This is a genomic window from Mesorhizobium sp. P2_B11 (genome assembly GCF_056404855.1).
This window is the reverse complement of the sequence record NZ_JBFUDF010000014.1, coordinates 76,966-95,976: the sequence shown is the minus strand read 5'-3', so window position 1 is coordinate 95,976 and position 19,011 is coordinate 76,966. Positions and strand designations below refer to the sequence as shown.

The window sequence follows — 19,011 nt, the reverse complement described above, 5'->3', positions numbered from 1 at the left end:
GGGTGTTCCAGCGGAGTGAGACGTTGGCGGTCTCTGGAACACCCCTCATCCGTCGCCTTCGGCGACACCTTCTCCCACAGGGGGAGAAGGGGGAGCTTACGTCACCTTCGCCTTGCCAAACCCAACCGCGCTGCTATTCTTACAGCTAAAATAATTTCACACACAGGCAAACTTGTTTCTCGAAACCCGAGTTGAGATGAGCCAGTCGCCCTACCCCACAATCACAGCCGGACCGCCGCGCCCCAGCCTCATCCTGAGGCCGGGTCAGATCGCGTTGCCGCCCGGCATGGAGCGCTATACCATCCAGGGCAATGGCGCGGTGCTGATCGAGGTCGAGGCCGGCGATATGGTCAGCGTGCGCAATGTCGAAGGCGGGCAGGCTTGCGAGCTTTTGGCTTGGGACAAGTCGGGCGCTACCGATCCTTCCATCTTCGGCGAGAAATCCAACAGCAACGCAGCCGGCATCAAGGCGCTGCTGGCCGAGAGCGATGACAGCCTCGCCTCCGTGCGACGCGGGCTCGAGCGGCGGCAAGTGCAGCTCGACCAGGCCAAGGCGGTGCGCGTCTTCGGCGGCGCAACGCCGGCCGGAACCGAGCAGGCATTCACTGTCGCGCGCGATGGCGGCTTGCTGATCGCCGCCCCCGGCGGGCCGATGCTGGTCGACGGCCACGACACGGCCACGCCGCTCACCGTGATCGTGCGCCGTGCCACGGTGCGCCTGAAATCGAAGTCGCAGCTCAGTGACCCGCTCGCCGATCCGGTGCTCGATCTCAGGGTGAATTCGGCAACCGCCGAATCCTATTTCGTCAAGGCGGGCGACTATCTGCAGATCATCGATGTCGACGGCCGCCAGTGCACCGACTTCCAATGCTTCTCGGCGCGCAAGCTGGACAAAGGCCTCGACCATCCGCTCGACGTGACCACGACGCGCACGCTGATGGGGTCGAGCTATCCGATGCCTGGCCTGCATTCGAAATATTACGACCAGGACATGGAGCCGCTGGTCGAAGTGGTGCAGGACACATGCGGCCGGCACGACGCCTTCGCGCTGGCCTGCGCGGCGAAATATTATGACGACATCGGCTATCCCGGCCACACCAACTGCTCGGAGAACTTCAACCGCGCGCTGGCCGACAAGGGCGTCAATGCCCGCGCCGGCTGGATGGCGATCAACTTCTTCTTCAACACGGCGATCGACGCGCATGGCGTCATGGTGTCGGACGAGCCATGGTCACGGGCCGGCGACTATGTGCTGCTGCGAGCGCTGACCGACATCGTCTGTGTCTCCTCCGCCTGCCCCGACGACACCACGCCCGCCAATGGCTGGGACCTCACCGACATCCACGTGCGCTCCTATTCCGGCCAGCACAAATTCTCGCGAGCGATCGCCAGACGCATGACGCCCGATTCGGAACCGAAAATGACCCGCGAGACCGCTTTCCACTCATCCTTCGCCAAGCACACCCGCAACTTCGCCGAATACAGGGGCTATTGGCTCGCCAATTCCTTCGCCAAGGAAGGGCCGATCGCCGAATACTGGGCCTGCCGGCAGGATGCTGTGATCATGGACCTGTCGCCGCTGCGCAAGTTCGAAGTCACCGGCCCGGATTCCGAAGCGCTGCTGCAATACACGCTGACCCGCGACGTCAAGAAACTCGGCGTCGGCCAGGTCGTCTATTCCGCCATGTGCTACGAGCATGGCGGCATGATCGACGACGGCACGCTGCTGCGGCTCGGCAAGGATAATTTCCGCTGGGTCGGCGGCGACGACCTGTCCGGCGAATGGCTGCGCGAGACGGCAAAAAAACTTGGCCTCAACGTGCTGGTGCGCTCGTCGACCGACCAGATGCACAATGTCGCCGTGCAAGGGCCCAAGAGCCGCGACATCTTGCGCGACGTGATCTGGACCTCGCCCGTGCAGCCCTCGATCGACGAGCTCGAATGGTTCCGTTTCGCGGTGGCGCGCATCGGCGGCGGCAACGGCATTCCGGTCGTGGTCTCGCGCACCGGCTATACGGGCGAACTCGGTTACGAAATCTGGTGTCACCCGCGCGACGCCGAGAAAGTCTTCGATGCCATCTGGGAGGCCGGCCAGCCGCACGGGCTGAAGCCGATGGGCCTGCAGGGGCTCGATATGGTGCGCATCGAGGCCGGGCTGATCTTCGCCGGTTACGAATTCTCCGACCAGACCGACCCGTTCGAAGCCGGCATCGGCTTTACCGTGCCGCTGAAAACCAAGACCGACGATTTCATCGGCCGCGAGGCGCTGATCCGGCGCAAGGAACATCCGCAGCACAAGCTGGTCGGGCTCGACATCGACAGCAATGTCGCTGTGGGACATGGCGATTGCGTGCATGTCGGCCGCGCCCAGATCGGCGTCGTCACCTCGGGCATGCGCTCGCCGGTGCTGAACAAGAACATCGCGCTGGCCAGGCTCGACGTCACCCACGCGGCCATCGGCACAGAGGTCGAGATCGGCAAGCTCGACGGCCACGCCAAGCGGCTGCCGGCGCGGGTGGTGGCCTTCGCTCACTACGATCCGCAGAAGACCAAGCCGCGCTCCTGATCGATGCCTTCAAGCGCGGACGGAACAGCTTCGCCGGCTGCTGTTGGTGTCGGCTGAAGCCGTGTTTCGCAAGCGTGATGTGCACGACATCACAAATCGCTTGACGCGAAAGCGCGCCGGATCAATGTTCACTGTTAAGAAAAAAATACGACTGAGTGGAAACACCGGAGTCGTGCAGTCATTTGCCGGGGAACAAGCTTCGCGAAGCCGAGGCATCGCCGGCCGGGAACACAAAAAAGGGGAATTCACTGACATGAGCACGATAAGCACGGCCCTGGAGCAGCCTGCGGAAGGCAAGCTGCACCGGAACATCGACTGGCGCGGCGCCTTCTGGGTGGCGAGCGGCGTTCCAGCGCTGGTCCTGTTTTCGATCGGCGGCATTGCCGGAACCACCGGAACGCTGGCCTTCGGGATCTGGATCGCCTCCATGATCATGGGCTTCCTGCAATCCTTCACCTATGCCGAGATCGCCGGCCTGTTCCCGAACAAGTCGGGCGGCGCCTCGATCTACGGCGCCACCGCCTGGCTGCGTTATTCGAAATTCATCGCGCCGCTGTCGGTGTGGTGCAACTGGTTCGCCTGGTCGCCGGTGCTGTCGCTCGGCTGCTCGATCGCCGCCGCCTACATCCTCAACGCGCTGGCGCCGGTGCCGATCTTCACCGAGACCTCGCCGGAAGTGGTCGCCTACATCGCCGCGCATGTCGGCACGGCGCCCGCCGATGCGATTGCCGCAGTGGCAGCCGCGGCGACGCCAGCGATCCGCACCTGGACCTTGTTCAGCCACACACTTGGCCCGGTCTCGTTCACGCTTAACGCCACCTTCTTCATCGGCGCGGTGCTGATGCTGATCATCTTCGCCATCCAGCATCGCGGCATTCTCGGCACCGCCAATGTGCAGAAATATATCGGCCTCTTGGTCATCATCCCGATGCTGATCGTCGGCGTCGTGCCGATCGTCACCGGCCAGATCAACTGGGCCAACTTTTCGCCGCTGGTGCCGCTCGCCGCCGCCTACGCGCCGGAGCCCGGCTCGTGGAACATTGCCGGTTGGACGCTGGTGCTGGGCGGCATGTTCATCGCCGCATGGTCGACCTACGGCTTCGAAACGGCCGTCTGCTATACCTCCGAGTTCAAGAACCCCGGCACCGACACGTTCAAGGCGATCTTCTATTCCGGCCTGCTCTGCATGCTGTTGTTCATCCTGGTGCCCTTCACCTTCCAGGGCGTGCTTGGCCTGAACGGCATGCTGGCGACGCCGATCGTCGACGGCTCGGGCGTTGCGGACGCACTGGCCGGCATGGTCGGCGGCGGCGCACTGATCCACAGCCTGTTGGTCATGCTGATGATCCTGGCGCTGGTGCTCTGCATCATGACGGCGATGGCGGGCTCCTCGCGCACGCTCTACCAGGGCTCAGTCGACGGCTGGCTGCCGCGCTATCTCAGCCATGTCAACGAACACGGCGCGCCGACGCGGGCGATGTGGACGGACCTCTGCTTCAACCTGATCGTGCTGGCCATCGCCTCGGCCGATGCGACGAGCTTCTTCTTCATCCTCGCCGTGTCGAATTGCGGCTACATCATCTTCAACTTCCTCAACCTCAATGCCGGCTGGATCCACCGCATCGACAACGGCCACATCAACCGGCCGTGGCGGGCGCCGAGCTGGCTGCTCGGCCTCGGCGCCATCTTCGCCTATGTCAACGCCATCTTCATGGGCGCCGGCGCCAAGGTGTGGAACCCGATGGCGCTGTGGGCCGGCCTGATCACCGCAGCGCTGATCATCCCGGTGTTCTGCTTCCGCCACTACATCCAGGACAAGGGCAAGTTCCCCGACCACATGCTGGCCGATCTCGGGATGGCGGGCGCTGACCTCTCAGTCAAGAAGGCAGGCATGCTGCCCTATCTGACACTGGTCGCCGGCGTGGTGGTGATGCTGCTGGCCAACTGGTACTTCGTCATCTGACGACGATGGTTTGAAAAGGAATGGGCGCGCTTCGGCGCGCCCATTTCTTTTGCAACCTTAGCCAGCCTTGCGGATCGCCGCTTCCTCGCCTTCGAAGAACCGGTTCGGCGGCCGCTTCAGGCCGAGATTCTCGCGCAAGGTCGTGCCCTCATATTCGCGCCGGAAGAGGCCGCGCCGCTGCAGCTCGGGCACCACCTTCTCGGCGAAGTCGTCTAGCCCGGCGGGCAGATAGGGGAACATGACGTTAAAGCCGTCGGACCCCTCAGCAACGAGCCATTCCTCCATTGCGTCGGCAATGGTTTTCGGCGTGCCGACAAAGGCAAGGCCGGAATAGCCGCCGAGCCGCTGCGCCAGTTGGCGGACGGTGAGATTCTCGGTCCGCGCGAGTTCGATGACGCGCTCGCGGCCGCTCTTCGAGGCATTGGTCTCGGGTATCTCAGGCAAGGGCGCGTCCGGATCGAAATGGGATGCGTCGTGGCCGAGCGCGATCGACAGCGAGGCAATGCCGCTCTCGTAGTAGACCAGGCTGTCGAGCTTGGCGCGCTTGGCCTGCGCCTCCTCGACACTGTCGCCGACGATGACGAAGGCGCCGGGCAGGATCTTGATATCGTCGCGCGATCGGCCGAGCTTTTCGGCCCTGCCTTTGACATCGGCAAAGAAGCGTTGCCCGGCGGCGAGATCGGAATGAGCAGCAAAAATCACTTCAGCCGTTTCGGCCGCCAGCTGTCGCCCAGCCTCCGACGCGCCGGCCTGAACGATGACCGGCCAGCCCTGCACGGGACGGGCAATGTTGAGCGGGCCGCGCACAGAGAGATGCTCGCCCTTGTGGTTGAGCACATGCAGTTTGGCGGGATCGAAATAGAGCCCGCTTTCGGCATCGCGGATGAAGGCGTCATCGGCAAAGCTGTCCCACAGGCCGGTCACGACATCGTAGAATTCGCGCGCATTGTGATAGCGCTCGTCATGCTCGACATGTTCGTCGAGGCCGAAGTTCAGTGCGGCATCGGGATTGGACGTGGTGACGATGTTCCAGCCGGCGCGGCCGCCGCTGATATGGTCTAGCGAAGCAAAGCGGCGGGCGATGTGGTAGGGCGCGTCGAAGGTCGTCGAGGCGGTGGCGACCAAGCCGATATGGTCGGTGACGGCGGCGAGCGCCGACAGCAGCGTGAACGGCTCGAACGACGTCACCGTGTGGCTGCGCCGCAGTGCCTCGATCGGCATGTTGAGCACGGCCAGATGGTCGGCCATGAAGAAGGCGTCGAACTTCGCCGCTTCCAGCGTCTGCGCGAAGCGCTTCAGATGGGCGAAGTTGAAATTGGCGTCGGGATAAGAACCGGGATAGCGCCAGGCGCCGGTGTGAAGACTGACGGGGCGCATGAAGGCGCCGAGCCGCAATTGTTTTTTGTCTGCCATGGGATGATCACCTGAGGTCGACGAGCTTTATCGCTCCATATTTAGGCAGGATCGGACGGCTTTGCCGTCCTGGAAAGGAATTCCGTTTTGCAAAACCCTTGTTGCGGAGCATTTTCCAACCGGAGGCCGTTCAATCTATTTTGATGAACACACCCTTGGTGTTGAGATATTCGCCAAGGTGCTCGGCGCCGCCCTCGCGGCCGTAGCCGCTCATCTTGTAGCCGCCGAAGGGCACCGCCGGATCGATGGCGTGATAGGTGTTGACCCAGACCGAGCCGGCACGGATTTTTCGCGACAGCTGGTGCGCGGTGGCGACGTTCTGGGTGAACACCCCGGCGGCAAGGCCGTAGGGCGTGTTGTTGGCGCGCTCGACCGCCTCATCCAGCGTGTCGAAGGGTAGCGCCGAAATGACCGGGCCAAAAATTTCCTCACGCGCGATTTTCATGTCGTCGGAGACGCCGGCAAAGACGGTCGGCGCGACGAAATTGCCGGCGGCGAGCGTGCCTTGCGTGAGGCGGGTACCCCCGGTCACCAGCCGTGCGCCTTCCGCCGATCCGGCTTCAAGGTAACCCGTCACCCGTTCGAGCTGTCGCAGTGAGACGAGCGGGCCGATCTCCGTTGCCGGGTCGATGCCGTCGCCGATCTTGAGACTTTCTGCGTAAGCGGCGAGCCGGCCGACGAACTCGTCATGGATGGAGCGCTCAACGAACAGGCGCGAGCCGGCAATGCAGATCTGGCCGGAATTGGCGAACACCGACATCGCCGCCACCGGCACGGCCTTGTCGAGATCGGCATCGGCGCAGACGATGACCGGCGACTTGCCGCCGAGCTCCAGCGAGACGCGCTTCAGATTGCCGGCCGAGGCGCGCACGATCGACTGGCCGGTCGCGGTCGAGCCGGTGAAGACGATCTTGTCGACGCCCAGATGTTCTGCGAGCGCTGCACCCGCCTCGGCGCCGGTGCCGGTGACGATGTTGACGACGCCCGCGGGCACGCCGGCCTCGCTCATGATGTCGGCGATCAGCAGCGGCGTCAGCGGCGCCTCTTCCGACGGTTTCAGAACGATGGTGCAGCCGGTGGCGAGGGCCGGGCCGATCTTCCAGATCGACGCGGCGGTCGGCGCGTTCCAGGGGATGATGGCGCCGACGACGCCGACCGGCTCCTTGCGGGTGAAGGAGACGATCTCGCCGGCCAGCGAATTGTCGATGGTCTCGCCATGCAGCGCCGTCGCCATCCCCGCGTAGTAACGCAGCATGCCTATGACGCGGTTGCGGTTGGCGCGGGTGCGCACGATCGGCATGCCCATGTCCGTCGTGTCGGAGCGGCTGATCTCTTCCCAGTGCTTTTCGAAGAGATCGGCGATCTTCAGCAGCAGCACCTGCCGCTCATAGGGCTTGAACCGGCTCCACGGCCCGTCGAAGGCTTTCCGCGCCGCGGCCACTGCAATATCTATGTCCTGACGGTCGCCACGCGGCACGGTCGCGATGACGGCACCAGTCGCCGGATTGCGGGTTTCCATGGTCCGACCCGAGGCGGCATCGACCCAGGCGCCGTCGATGAACATCTGGCGATGGCGTCCGTCGATCGGCAGGCGCAGGGCGATCGAGGTCTGGGCCAGGGTCATGATCATCCTCCACGCAACAGGCCGGCACATGGCCAACCCGCAAGGAGAAGGCCAGAACGCCTGATATCAAAGGTACGGCGTTCTAGCATTTTTCCAAAGGCGCAGCCTATGCGCCAGCAGGATGTACACGGCTGCCAGCGCCGCGGCGCTTTCCTCCCGGAAGGAAATAACGCTCCAGCTATCGCTCTATCTCATTGTTTTGACGCAATTCCGGACGGAAAACCGCTCACACTTTTCCTGGAATTGCTCTAGCGTCGAGACCAGACTTCCGTCTGGCAGAAGATCTTGAGCGCACAGCCCACGAGCTTGAGCGTGTTGCCGACCAGGGTGGCGCGTCCCGAATAGGTCTTGTTGTCACGCGGATCGGTGACAGTGCCGAGATAGTTGCCAAACCCCTGCGCCTGAAGGCGACCGATCTCCTTCCCTGGCCAGTCCCCGGTTTTCATCACAATGCAGAAACGGTCACCGCATGCATGGATACGGGCGATGGATGTGTCAGCCGTCCTCCACTCCCCCTCGATGGAATCGGCCCGCGCAACGGCAGGCGCCACCAGCACGGCCATCACGACAGGCAAATGCAGCAGTCTCATAAAAGCTCCCGGGAAAATCAGCGAGGCACATCGCGGCAATGGTGCCGACACCATTTCTTAGGACGGCGCCCGCCGTGGCGCAATCCGGAGCGCTTCACCGTTTCCGTTCAGGCCTATTCCGCAGCGAGGGCCAGTTGCGGCCGCTCATTGTCCTGCACCGCCTCGCCCGCCGGCTCCTTGGCCTTCTTCGGCTCACGGCCGAAGAACAGGGCGTAGCCGGCCGGCAGCACCAGGATGGTGAGCACGGTGGCAACCAGGATGCCGCCCATCATGGCGTAGGCGAGCGGCCCCCAGAACACGGCGCGCGAGATCGGGATCAGCGCCAGCACCGCCGTCATTGCGGTGAGCACGATGGGCCGGAAACGGCGCACGGCCGAGCCGATGATGGCCTCCGATCGGTCCATGCCTCGGGCTATGTCCTGGTCGATCTGATCGACCAGAATGATCGAGTTGCGCATAATGATGCCGAGCAGCGCAATGACGCCAAGGATGGCGACGAAGCCGAACGGCGCGCCGCTGATCAGCAATGCTGCCGCCGCGCCGATGATTCCGAGCGGACCGGTGGCCAGCACCAGCATCGCCTTGCCGAAATGCTGCAGCTGGATCATCAACAGCACAACGATGATGGCCAGCATGACCGGCGCCTTGGCGGCGATCGAGGCCTGGCTTTCGGCGGAATCCTCCGCACCGCCCTGGATCTCGATCTTGTAGCCCGGCGCCAGGCCGGCGCGCATGCCCTGCATGTCGTTGTAGAGCTTGGTGACGACATCGTTCGACTGGACGCCGTCGGGCAGCGTTGCGCGCACCGAGATGGTCGGCAGACGGTCGCGCCGCCATTCGACACCCTGCTCGAGCACCGGCACCACCTTGGCGACCTGCGACAGCGGAACGAAGCCGCCGAAATCGGTCGGGATATAGACCGAGTCGACCGACGACAGCAGGTTGCGGCTGGCATCCGGTTCGCGAGCGACGATGGACACCGTCTCCTCGCCGTCGCGGAAGTCGTCCAGCGGCGCACCGGACATGGACGCCTGCAGCATCTGGCGAATGCGCTGCGAAGTGACGCCGAGCGCTCGCGCCCGGTCCTGATCGATGACCAGCTTCATCGCCGGCACCGGCTCCAGCCAGTCGTCATGGACTGCGGCGAGCAGCGGATTTTCGGTGAACTTGGCCTTCACCTGGTCGGCTATGCGGCGCACCTCCTGGCGGTCCGGACCCATGACGCGCATCTGCACCGGCCAGCCGGTCGGCGGTCCCAGGAACAGGCGGTCGACCTTGGAACGGATCGAGGGGAAATCCTGCGCCAGGATTGAGCGCAGCTTGAGGATCAGCCGCTCGCGCGCCGGCTCGTCATTGGCCATCACCAGGAGCTGCGCATAGTTCGGGTTGCGCAATTGCTGGTCGAGCGGCAGGAAGAAGCGCGGCGCGCCCTCGCCGATATAGGTGGCGATGAAGCGCTTGTCGGTGTCGCCCATCATCTTGGCTTCCAGCGCCTTGGCCTGCGTCTCCACCTCCTTGATCGAGGTTCCCTCAGGCAGCCAGAGATCGACCAGGATTTCAGGACGCGACGACTGCGGAAAGAAGTTCTGCGGAATGAACTGGAACGCCCACAGGCTGGTGGCGAACGTCACCAGCGTCATCACCAGAACGATGATGCGATGGCGCACCGCCCAGCCGACCGTCGCACGCAAGCGACGGTAGAAGCCGGTGTCGAAGGCGTCGTGATGATCGCCGCCGGCGTGTTTCCTCTGCTTGAGGATCATGTAGCCGAGCCACGGCGTGAAATAGACCGCGACGAACCAGGACACGACCAGCGCGATGCCGACGACATAGAACAGCGTGCGCACATATTCGCCGGCCGTGGAGGCGGCGAAGCCGACCGGGATGAAGCCGGCGGTGGTGATCAGCGTGCCGGTCAGCATCGGGAAGGCGGTCGAGGAATAGGCGAAGCTCGCCGCTTCGATCTTGACCAGCCCCTCCTCCAGCTTGCGCTCCATCATTTCGACGACGATCATGGCGTCGTCGACGAGGAGACCCAGCGCAATGATCAGCGCGCCGAGCGAAATGCGCTGCAGGTCGATGCCGAGCTCGTACATGATGGCGAAGGTGGCGGCGAGCACCAGCGGAATGGCGATGGCGATGACCAGGCCGGAGCGCCAGCCGATCGACAGCAGTGACACCGCAAGCACGATCAGCAGCGCTTCGCCGAGCGCCTCCATGAACTCCTTCACCGCATCGCGCACGACTTCCGGCTGGTCGGAGATCTGGTCGACCGAAGCACCATAAGGTAGCGCCTCCTCAAAACGCTTGTAGGTCGCTTCGACATCCTTGCCGACATCGGTGACGTTGAAGCCCTTGGCCATGACGACACCGACCTGGACGCTTTCGTGGCCGTTGAAGCGGTACTTGCGCTGATAGGGATCCTCGAGGCCGGAGGATACGGTGGCGATGTCGCCGAGACGCGTCACCTGGCCGCCGGCGCGCAGGCGCAATTCCCTGATGTCGGCTGCCTTGGTCACATCGCCTTCGACCGAGATGCGCACCGAGCGCAGGCCGGTGTCGACCGAGCCTGCCGGATCGACATTGTTCTGGCCCTTGATGGCGTTCTGCAGGTCGGTCAGCGTCAGGCCGCGTTCGGCCAGCGCCTTGGACGAGATGTCGATATAGATCTTCTCCGGCTGGTCGCCGATGATGACGGCCTTCTCGACGCCCGGCGTCGTCAGCAGCATGTCGCGCGCCTGGATGGCGAACTTCTTCAGCTCGGGATAGGAGTAGCCATCGCCGCTGATCGAATGCAGGGTGATGAAGGTGTCGCCGAACTCGTCGTTGAAATAGGGGCCGAGCAGGCCTTGCGGCAGGTCGCCCGAGATATCGCCGACCTTCTTGCGCACCTGGTAGAAGGCGTCCTTCACCTCCTCGGCATTGGTGTCGCCCTTGATCTGGACGGTGATGATGGCGCTGCCGGCGCGCGTGTAGGAACGGACGAAATCGAGATGCGGCGTTTCCTGCAGCTTGCGCTCGATCTTGTTGACGACCTGGTCTTCCATCTCCTGGATCGAGGAGCCCGGCCAGATCGCCTGGACAACCATGACGCGGAAGGTGAAATCGGGGTCTTCCTTCTGGCCCATGCGCATCAGGCCGAGCCCGCCGGCAATGATGATCAGGCCGAACAGGAAGCGGGCGATCGAGGGATGGCCGATGGCCCAGCGCGAAAGATTGAAGGGCCGCTTTTCACTGTTGTCGGTGGTGGTCATCGGCGTTAAGTCCAATTCGTTGATCGTCTGCGCACACCCTCGGCATGCGGCTTCAGGATTTCCGATGCTGGCTTCCGGGCGGCGAGGCTTTCCGAGCGGAGAGACTCTCATCGCGGTGGGACGCGTGGATCGATGCGGGGGAACTCGACCTTGGCGTCTCGACCATCGGGCGCTCGCCGCCCGGAAACCTTGAATGCTTCGCCAGCCCGTTTCGCCGAAGCGACGATCAAGCCGGCCTCATGCGCCTTGCCGTCAGCGCACGGCCTTTGCGGCGTCGCCTTCCGCGGAGGCGGCCTGCACCGCGTCGCCGGTCAGCTTGACCTTGAGATTCTCGGTCATGAACTGGGTACCGGCGGCAACGACGACATCACCCGGCTTCAGCCCATCGGTGACACTCACGCCGTCGGCGGTAAACTCCGCAACCTTGACCGGGCGCTCATGCACAGTCTCGCCGGCGCGGTCGACGGTCCAGACAATCTTGCGGCCATCCTTTTCCGCCAGCGCGCTGAGCGGGATCGACACCATCTCCTGCTTCTTGGCCACCGAAGCCTCGATGTTGGCGGTCATGCCGAGCAGCACGCGCGGATCGTCGGGCAGCGAGACGCGGACGGCAAAGGTGCGCGACTGCTGGTCGGCGCTGCCGGCGACTTCGCGAACCTTGCCGGAGAGCTTCAGCGCATCGTCCGACCAGAAGCTCGCCGTGACATCCTTGCCCGGCTTGAAGGCGGCGATGTCCATTTCGGGAACCGCGATCAGCACTTCCTTTTCGCCGTCGACGGCAACCGTCATGACGGGCGTTCCGGCGCCGACCACCTGGCCGACATCGGCGGAGACCGCCGTGACGATGCCATTCTCGCTCGCCTTGAGATCGGTATAGACGACCTGGTTCTGCGCCTGGGCAAGGGTGGAGCGGGCGGCATCGCGGCTCGCCACCGCCTGGTTGTAGCTCAGCGTCGCCTGTTCGAGCTGCGACTTCGAGGTGAAGTTCTTGGCAAAAAGCTGCTCGGCGCGCTTGCGGGACAGGTCAACCGTCTCGACCTGCCGCTCGGCGGCATCGAGGTTGGCCTTGGCGCTCTTGACCGAAAGCTCGTAGTCGGTGGGATCGATACGGGCGAGCACATCGCCCGAGGTCACATGCTGGCCGATATCGACGAGGCGCTGGGTGACCTTGCCCGAGATGCGAAAGCCGAGATTCATTTCGGTGCGGGCGCGCACCGAGCCGGAATAGGCAAGTTCGCGGCTGTTTTGCGCCTGGCCGATCTCGACCACCTTGACCGGACGGATGATGTCCTGGACTTCGGCCTTTTCCTGGCTGCAGGCGGCGAGCCCGAGCGTGGCGACGATCAGGCCGGCGACCGGCAGCTTGCGGAGGATGGAACTGGACAAAGACACTTTCGTACTCCCGACTGGAGATGAACGGTCGACACCGGCGCCCGGCGGGCGCGGCTATTATTTCAGGGCCTTGATCGCGTAATCGATGAGGTCGTCGGGCATCGCCCGATTGGTCTTGGCAAGGCACTGCGCCACCATTTGCGGGTGGCACAGAATGACGGTGGCAGCACCGAAGCAGCGCGATGCGATGACCGGATCCTGGTCCCTGAATTCGCCGGCCTCGATGCCCTCGCGGATCACCTCGGCAAACAGGTCGTGAATGCTGTCGATATGCTTGTCGATGACGCCCCAGTCACGCTCGAGCGCGACGATCACCATCTCGTGGACCTTCTGGTCGTCGAGCATGACTTCCAGCGTCATCTTGTACTGCGCATGGATATAGCGCCGCAGCCGCTCCTCGGCGCCTAACGGCAGGTGCATGATCGCGTAAGCCATATTGTAGCTGGCGAGCAGCATGCGGCCGCAGACGGCCTGGTGGATTTCGACCTTGGAGGCGAAGAAACGGTAGATGTTGGCCGGCGACATGCCGAGTTCGCGAGCGATGTCGGCAACATTGGTCTTGCCATAACCATAGTGGCGGAAGAGGCGCTCGGCGCAGTCGAGAATGCGGGTGACATTCTCCTGGCGGGCGGCGTCGACCGTTATGCTGGCGGCTTCGGACATGGCTCTCTGTCAATTAACGAGTGACGAATTTCAATTTTCGTCAGTCGTAAATCGAAAAGAGAGAGGTGTCAACGCAGAATCGACGTACGTGTATAATTGGTGACAGATGGTGACATGAGGTGGTGGTCGAAGCCGACAAGTCGCGATTGGCGACCGCCCCCAGAATTCGTCATCCTAGGGCGAAGCAAGGAGCGCAGCGACGCGGCGCAGACCCTAGGATCCATGCCGCGACGCATGTCGAAGAATGCAGCGGTATCAAGACGTTACGCCGATCGACGGCCTGCCATCCCACGCAGCCATTCTCGACTGCCGGAGCACTGCCGCAAGGTCACGGCATGGATCCTAGGGTTTCCGCGACGTCGCTTCGCGACTGCTCCACCCTAGGATGACGAAGTCGCGGAGGGCTCGGACTAACCACGAATGTGGTAGCCAAAAATGTCATAGCCGCAAGAGAGCACCAATGGTGCCCGCTCACCCTATCTTCGCCATTTCCCTTAGCCGGAACTTCTGGATCTTCCCGGTCGACGTCTTCGGGATCTCGGCAAAAATCACCGCCTTCGGCACCTTGAAGCGGGCAAGCAGCGCGCGGCAGTGGTCGATGATCTCGGCCTCGCTCGCCGGTTTGCCGGGCTTCAGCTCGACATAGGCGACCGGCACCTCGCCCCATTTGTCGTCCGCCCGGGCCACCACGCCACAGGATGCCACAGATGGATGCTTGTAGAGCGCGTCCTCGACTTCGATCGACGAAATGTTCTCGCCACCGGAGATGATGATGTCTTTGGAGCGGTCCTTGAGCTGGATGTAGCCGTCGGGGTGCATGACGCCGAGGTCGCCGGAATGGAACCAGCCGCCGGCAAAGGCTTCGTCGGTGGCCTTTCTGTTCTTCAGATAGCCTTTCATGACGATGTTGCCGCGGAACATGACCTCGCCGATGGTCTCGCCGTCGGCCGGCGTCTCCTGCATCGTTTCGGGGTCCATCACCGTCAGCCCTTCGAGCGCGGCATAGCGCACGCCTTGCCTGGCCTTCTTCTGCGCCTTGGCTCCCTTGTCGAGGTCGTCCCAGGCGCTGTGCCATTCGTTGACCACCGCCGGGCCATAGGTCTCGGTCAGGCCATAGAGATGGGTGACGGCAAAGCCGGCGTCGGCCATGCCCGACAGCACGGCTTCCGGCGGCGGCGCTGCCGCGGTGTTGAAGGTGACGGTCTGCGGGAAGGTCCGCTTGTCCTCCTCCCTGGCGTTGATCAGCACCGACATGACGACCGGCGCACCGCACAGGTGGGTGACGCCGTGATCGGCGATTGCATCGTAGATCGGCTTCGGCCGCACCCAGCGCAGGCAGACATGGGTGCCTGCCTGGACGGCCAGCGTCCACGGAAAGCACCAGCCATTGCAGTGGAACATCGGCAGCGTCCAGAGATAGACGGCGTGCTTGGCCATGCCGGCATGGATGGTGTTGGTGTAGGCCATCAGGGCAGCACCGCGATGATGGTAGACGACGCCTTTGGGATTGCCTGTCGTGCCAGAGGTGTAGTTGAGCGAGATGGCGTCCCATTCATCGTCCGGCATCGACCAGGCATAGTCCGCGTCGCCGCCGGCGACGAACGCCTCATAGTCGACCGCGCCGATCCGCTCGCCCTTCGGATAGGGCGCATCGGCGGCGTAGTCCGGGTCGTCATAGTCGATGACGAGCGGCTTCACCTTGGCCTGCGCCAGCGCGTCCCTCACGGTGGAGGAAAATTCGCGATCGACGATCAGCACCTTGGTCTCGGCATGGTCGAGCTGAAAGGCGATGACGGCGGCATCGAGGCGGGTGTTGAGCGAATGCAGCACCGCCCTGGTCATCGGCACGCCGAAATGCGCCTCCAGCATCGGCGGCGTGTTGGATAGCATCACGGTGACGGTATCGCCCTTGCCGATGCCGTGCTTCGACAGCGCCGAGGCGAGCTTCAGCGAGCGCTGCCAGAAGGTGCGATAGGTGATGCGCTGGCCGCCATGGATGATGGCGACATGATCGGGATAGGTCTTTGCCGCCCGCTCCAGATAGGTGAGTGGCGTCAGTGGCTGATGATTGGCGGCGTTCTTGCCGAGATCCTGATCGTAGGCATTGCCCATCCCGTTCTCCCCGAATTTTCTTTGTTGAGAACTTCTAACCACAGGTTCGGGCCGCGTCACCATCAGCGATTCCCGACCGGGCGCATTTGGCGCAAGGATCATCCAGATTCTGTGGGCAAGAAGGTACAGTGTACCCAGGCGAATTTGACTTTTGTCGAGAGCCGTGAATAATGTCAGCCGAGGAGACGGCATGGCGATCCGACCGGCAGAACAGCTTATCCATAAGGCCGCCTGGCTCTATTATGCCCATGGTCTGCGCCAGGACCAGGTCGCCAGCCAACTTAACATTTCCCGCGCTTCGGTCGCCATGTATCTGCGCAAGGCGCGCGAAACCGGCATCGTCAACATCTCGACCTCGACGCAGCTTTTCACCGACGACGTGCTGGCGCGCCAGCTCGAGGACGCGCTGAAGCTCGATGCGGTGTGGATCGCGCCGGAGAACGACTACGTCCTCGACCCGTCGACCGACATTGCGGTGCTGGCGGCAAGTGTCTTTCTCGAACTGGTCAAGAAGGGCGACCGCATCGGCGTCGCCTGGGGCCGTACCGTCTACACAATCGCCGACGTCATGTCCTATGCCGACCTGCAGGACGTCACCGTGGTGCAGCTCTGCGGCAATCTCGGCGCGCCCTACTCCTACCGCCCCGACCAATGCACGATGGAAATCGCCCGGCGGCTCAACGCCAAGGGCCTGAATTTCTACGCGCCACTGGTGCTGACGACGGAATTGCTGGCGCATGGCCTGCGCGCCGAGCCGGTGATCCGCGAACAATTGGCCGATATCAGCAATTGCGATCTGGCGCTCTATTCGGTCGGTACGGTCGACGGCGACAGCCATGTCGTCAAATGCGGCGCGCTGAGCCCCGGCGAGATGACCCTGTTGCGCGAGGTGGGTGCCGCCGGCGTCATCGCCGGCCAGATCATCGATGCCTCAGGAAAGGCGCTCGACTGCAGCTATAACAGGCGCGTCATCTCGGCATCCCTGTCGTCACTGCGGCAGATCGAAAAGCGGCTGATGGTGGTGCAGGAAGAGAGCAAGTTCGAACCGCTGCTCGCCGCACTCGCCGGCGGGCTTTGCACGCATCTGGTCGTCGGTGCCAGCATGGCGCGTCGGCTGCTCGACCATGCGGGAGCGCAAAAGGCTTCCTGATCAACGAAATCCCTGCAGCCGGCGCATTGTCATCAAGGCGTCGTGCCATTCCTGTTCACACCAACACAACAAACACAAAGCGGACAAAGCGACATGAAGAACCTTTGGAATGATGGCGACGCGGAGAAGCTGGTTGCCGACTATGCGAAAAAGGGCGTGGCCCGCGACCTCGCGCTGCGCGTCTACACGACCCGGCTGCTCGGCGGCGAGCCGCGGCTGGTTCTGCATGGCGGCGGCAACACCTCCTGCAAGACCAAGGCGACCGATCTCGTCGGCGACGAATGGGATGTGCTGTGCGTCAAGGGCAGCGGCTGGGACATGGGCGTCATCGAGCCGCAAGGCCTGCCGGCGGTGAAGATGGGCGCGCTCTTGAAAGCGCGCGCGCTGGCCAGCCTCGCCGACGAGGACATGGTGGCGCTGCAGCGGGCGAACCTGATCGACCCCGCCTCGCCCAACCCTTCGGTCGAGACGCTGCTGCACGCCTTCCTGCCGCACAAATTCGTCGACCACACCCATTCGACCGCAATCCTCGCCATTGTCGACCAGGCGGACAGCAAGCCGCTGATCAGAACCGTGTTCGGCGACAAGATGGGTTACGTGCCCTACATCAAACCGGGCTTCGACCTCGCCAAGGTGGCGGCCGATGTCTACGACGCCGATCCCAGCGTCGAGGGCCTGATCCTCGACAAGCACGGCATCTTCACCTTCGGCGACGATGCCAGGCAGGCCTACGACCGGATGATCCACTATGTGAACGTCGCCGAGGACTATGTGGCGAAGCACGGCAAGCCGCAGCCGGCCAAGGCCGCGCTGCCGGCAAAGCTTTCGACACCGGCCTCCATCGCACCGGCGCTGCGCGGCGCTGTCGCGGTATCGCGCGGCGAAGGCCGCTTCGACCGCATGATCAGCGATTTCCGCACCTCGGATGCGATTGTCGATTTCATCAACGCGGCCGGCATTGCCGACTACGCCGCGCGTGGCGTGTCGACGCCCGACCTGTCGATCCGCATCAAGACCGGGCCGATGGCGGTGCCGGCGCCGGACGCCAACAAGGCTGGCGACTACAAGGCCGTCATCAAGAGCCATGTCGACGCCTTCGCCAAGGACTACCGCGCCTATTTCGAAGCCAATGACGCACTGGACGACGTCAAGCGCACCATGCTCGACCCGATGCCGCGGCTGACGCTGGTTCCCGGCCTCGGCATGTTCGGCCATGGCCGCACGCTGAAGGATGCGAAGATCGCCTCCGATGTCGGCGAGATGTGGATCGAGGCGGTGCGCGGCGCCGAGGCTGTCGGCAGCTTCCATCCGCTGTCCAAGGCCGATCTCTTCCCGCTCGAATACTGGTCGCTGGAGCAGGCCAAGCTTGCCTCCAACAAGCCGAAGCCGCTGAGCGGCCAGGTGGTGCTGATCACCGGCGGCGCCGGTGCGATCGGTGCTGCGACAGCCAAGCTGTTCGCCGCCAATGGCGCGCATGCCGTGGTTGTCGATCTCGATGCGGCAAAGGCAGCCGAGGCTGCAAAGGCGGCCGGCAACAATTCGATCGGCGTCGGCGCCGACATCACCAACCCTGTCGAGCTGCGCGCCGCTTTCGACAAGGCGGTCGCCGTCTATGGTGGCGTCGACATTCTCGTCTCCAATGCAGGGGCCGCCTGGGAAGGCCGCATCGGCGAACTCGACGACGCGCTGCTGCGCAAGAGTTTCGAGCTCAACTTCTTCGCCCACCAGTCGGCGGCGCAGAACGCGGTGCGCATCATGCTGGAACAGGGCACGGGCGGCGTGCTTCTGTTCAACACCTCCAAGCAGGCGGTCAATCCCGGCCCGAAATTCGGCGCCTATGGCGTGCCGAAGGCGGCGACGCTTTTCCTGTCCCGGCAATATGCGCTCGACTACGGCGCCTATGGTATCCGCTCCAATGCGGTCAACGCCGACCGTATCCGCTCCGGCCTGTTGACCGACGCCATGATCGCCAGCCGCTCCGGCGCGCGCGGCGTGTCGGAGAAGGAATACATGTCCGGCAATCTGCTTGGACAGGAAGTGACGGCCGACGACGTGGCGCAGGCCTTCCTGCACCATGCCCTGGCCGAGCGCACCACCGCCGATGTCACCACGGTCGACGGCGGCAACATCGCGGCGGCGCTTCGCTGAACATAGGTCTGGAGCGGTTCATCGTTTCATCAAACGGCGAACCGCTCGACCTTCCGGTCTTGGGCGAACTCCAGGCGGAAAATCGCTTTTGCGCCTCGTGCTGAAAAACTGCTCGAACCGGTCAAAATCCCACTCC

General features: G+C 63.6%; 11 protein-coding genes. 4 read left to right on the top strand and 7 right to left on the bottom strand.

Annotation, left to right across the window (positions count from 1 at the left end; genetic code table 11):
• Positions 1–196: 196 nt before the first annotated feature.
• On the top strand, positions 197–2,566 hold the full coding sequence (locus AC1DYJ_RS30605) for a DUF1989 domain-containing protein (RefSeq protein ID WP_477286696.1): 2,370 nt from the start codon (positions 197–199) through the stop codon (positions 2,564–2,566).
• A gap of 253 nt (positions 2,567–2,819) precedes the next feature.
• Positions 2,820–4,529, top strand: a complete 1,710-nt coding sequence (locus AC1DYJ_RS30600) for an APC family permease (protein WP_477286694.1) — start codon at positions 2,820–2,822, stop codon at positions 4,527–4,529.
• 57 nt (positions 4,530–4,586) lie between these two features.
• Here AC1DYJ_RS30600 and AC1DYJ_RS30595 read toward each other — a convergent pair whose 3' ends face one another.
• From AC1DYJ_RS30595 to AC1DYJ_RS30565, 7 genes are all read right to left on the bottom strand, one after another.
• Positions 4,587–5,942, bottom strand: a complete 1,356-nt coding sequence (locus AC1DYJ_RS30595; RefSeq protein ID WP_477286692.1) for an LLM class flavin-dependent oxidoreductase — start codon at positions 5,940–5,942, stop codon at positions 4,587–4,589.
• A 130-nt stretch (positions 5,943–6,072) separates the two neighbouring features.
• Entirely contained in the window at positions 6,073–7,566 is a 1,494-nt protein-coding gene (locus tag AC1DYJ_RS30590) for an aldehyde dehydrogenase family protein (RefSeq protein ID WP_477286691.1), read from the bottom strand.
• 248 nt (positions 7,567–7,814) lie between these two features.
• Positions 7,815–8,156, bottom strand: coding sequence for a DUF2147 domain-containing protein (locus AC1DYJ_RS30585; RefSeq protein WP_477286689.1), 342 nt, complete (start codon positions 8,154–8,156; stop codon positions 7,815–7,817).
• 113 nt (positions 8,157–8,269) lie between these two features.
• Entirely contained in the window at positions 8,270–11,410 is a 3,141-nt protein-coding gene (locus AC1DYJ_RS30580) for an efflux RND transporter permease subunit (RefSeq protein ID WP_477286687.1), read from the bottom strand.
• 252 nt (positions 11,411–11,662) lie between these two features.
• Positions 11,663–12,802, bottom strand: a complete 1,140-nt coding sequence (locus AC1DYJ_RS30575) for an efflux RND transporter periplasmic adaptor subunit (protein WP_477286685.1) — start codon at positions 12,800–12,802, stop codon at positions 11,663–11,665.
• A gap of 57 nt (positions 12,803–12,859) precedes the next feature.
• Positions 12,860–13,465, bottom strand: a complete 606-nt coding sequence (locus AC1DYJ_RS30570) for a TetR/AcrR family transcriptional regulator (RefSeq protein WP_477286683.1) — start codon at positions 13,463–13,465, stop codon at positions 12,860–12,862.
• Between the two features lie 471 nt (positions 13,466–13,936).
• On the bottom strand, positions 13,937–15,577 hold the full coding sequence (locus AC1DYJ_RS30565) for an acyl-CoA synthetase (protein WP_477286681.1): 1,641 nt from the start codon (positions 15,575–15,577) through the stop codon (positions 13,937–13,939).
• A 190-nt stretch (positions 15,578–15,767) separates the two neighbouring features.
• Between AC1DYJ_RS30565 and AC1DYJ_RS30560 the strand changes: the two genes are divergently transcribed.
• Both AC1DYJ_RS30560 and AC1DYJ_RS30555 read left to right on the top strand, forming a co-directional pair.
• Positions 15,768–16,727 (top strand): sugar-binding transcriptional regulator, encoded by a 960-nt coding sequence (locus tag AC1DYJ_RS30560; RefSeq protein WP_477286679.1) that lies wholly within the window; start codon positions 15,768–15,770, stop codon positions 16,725–16,727.
• Positions 16,728–16,820: 93 nt separating this feature from the next.
• Positions 16,821–18,875, top strand: coding sequence for a bifunctional aldolase/short-chain dehydrogenase (locus tag AC1DYJ_RS30555; RefSeq protein WP_477286677.1), 2,055 nt, complete (start codon positions 16,821–16,823; stop codon positions 18,873–18,875).
• The last annotated feature ends 136 nt before the right edge of the window (positions 18,876–19,011 follow it).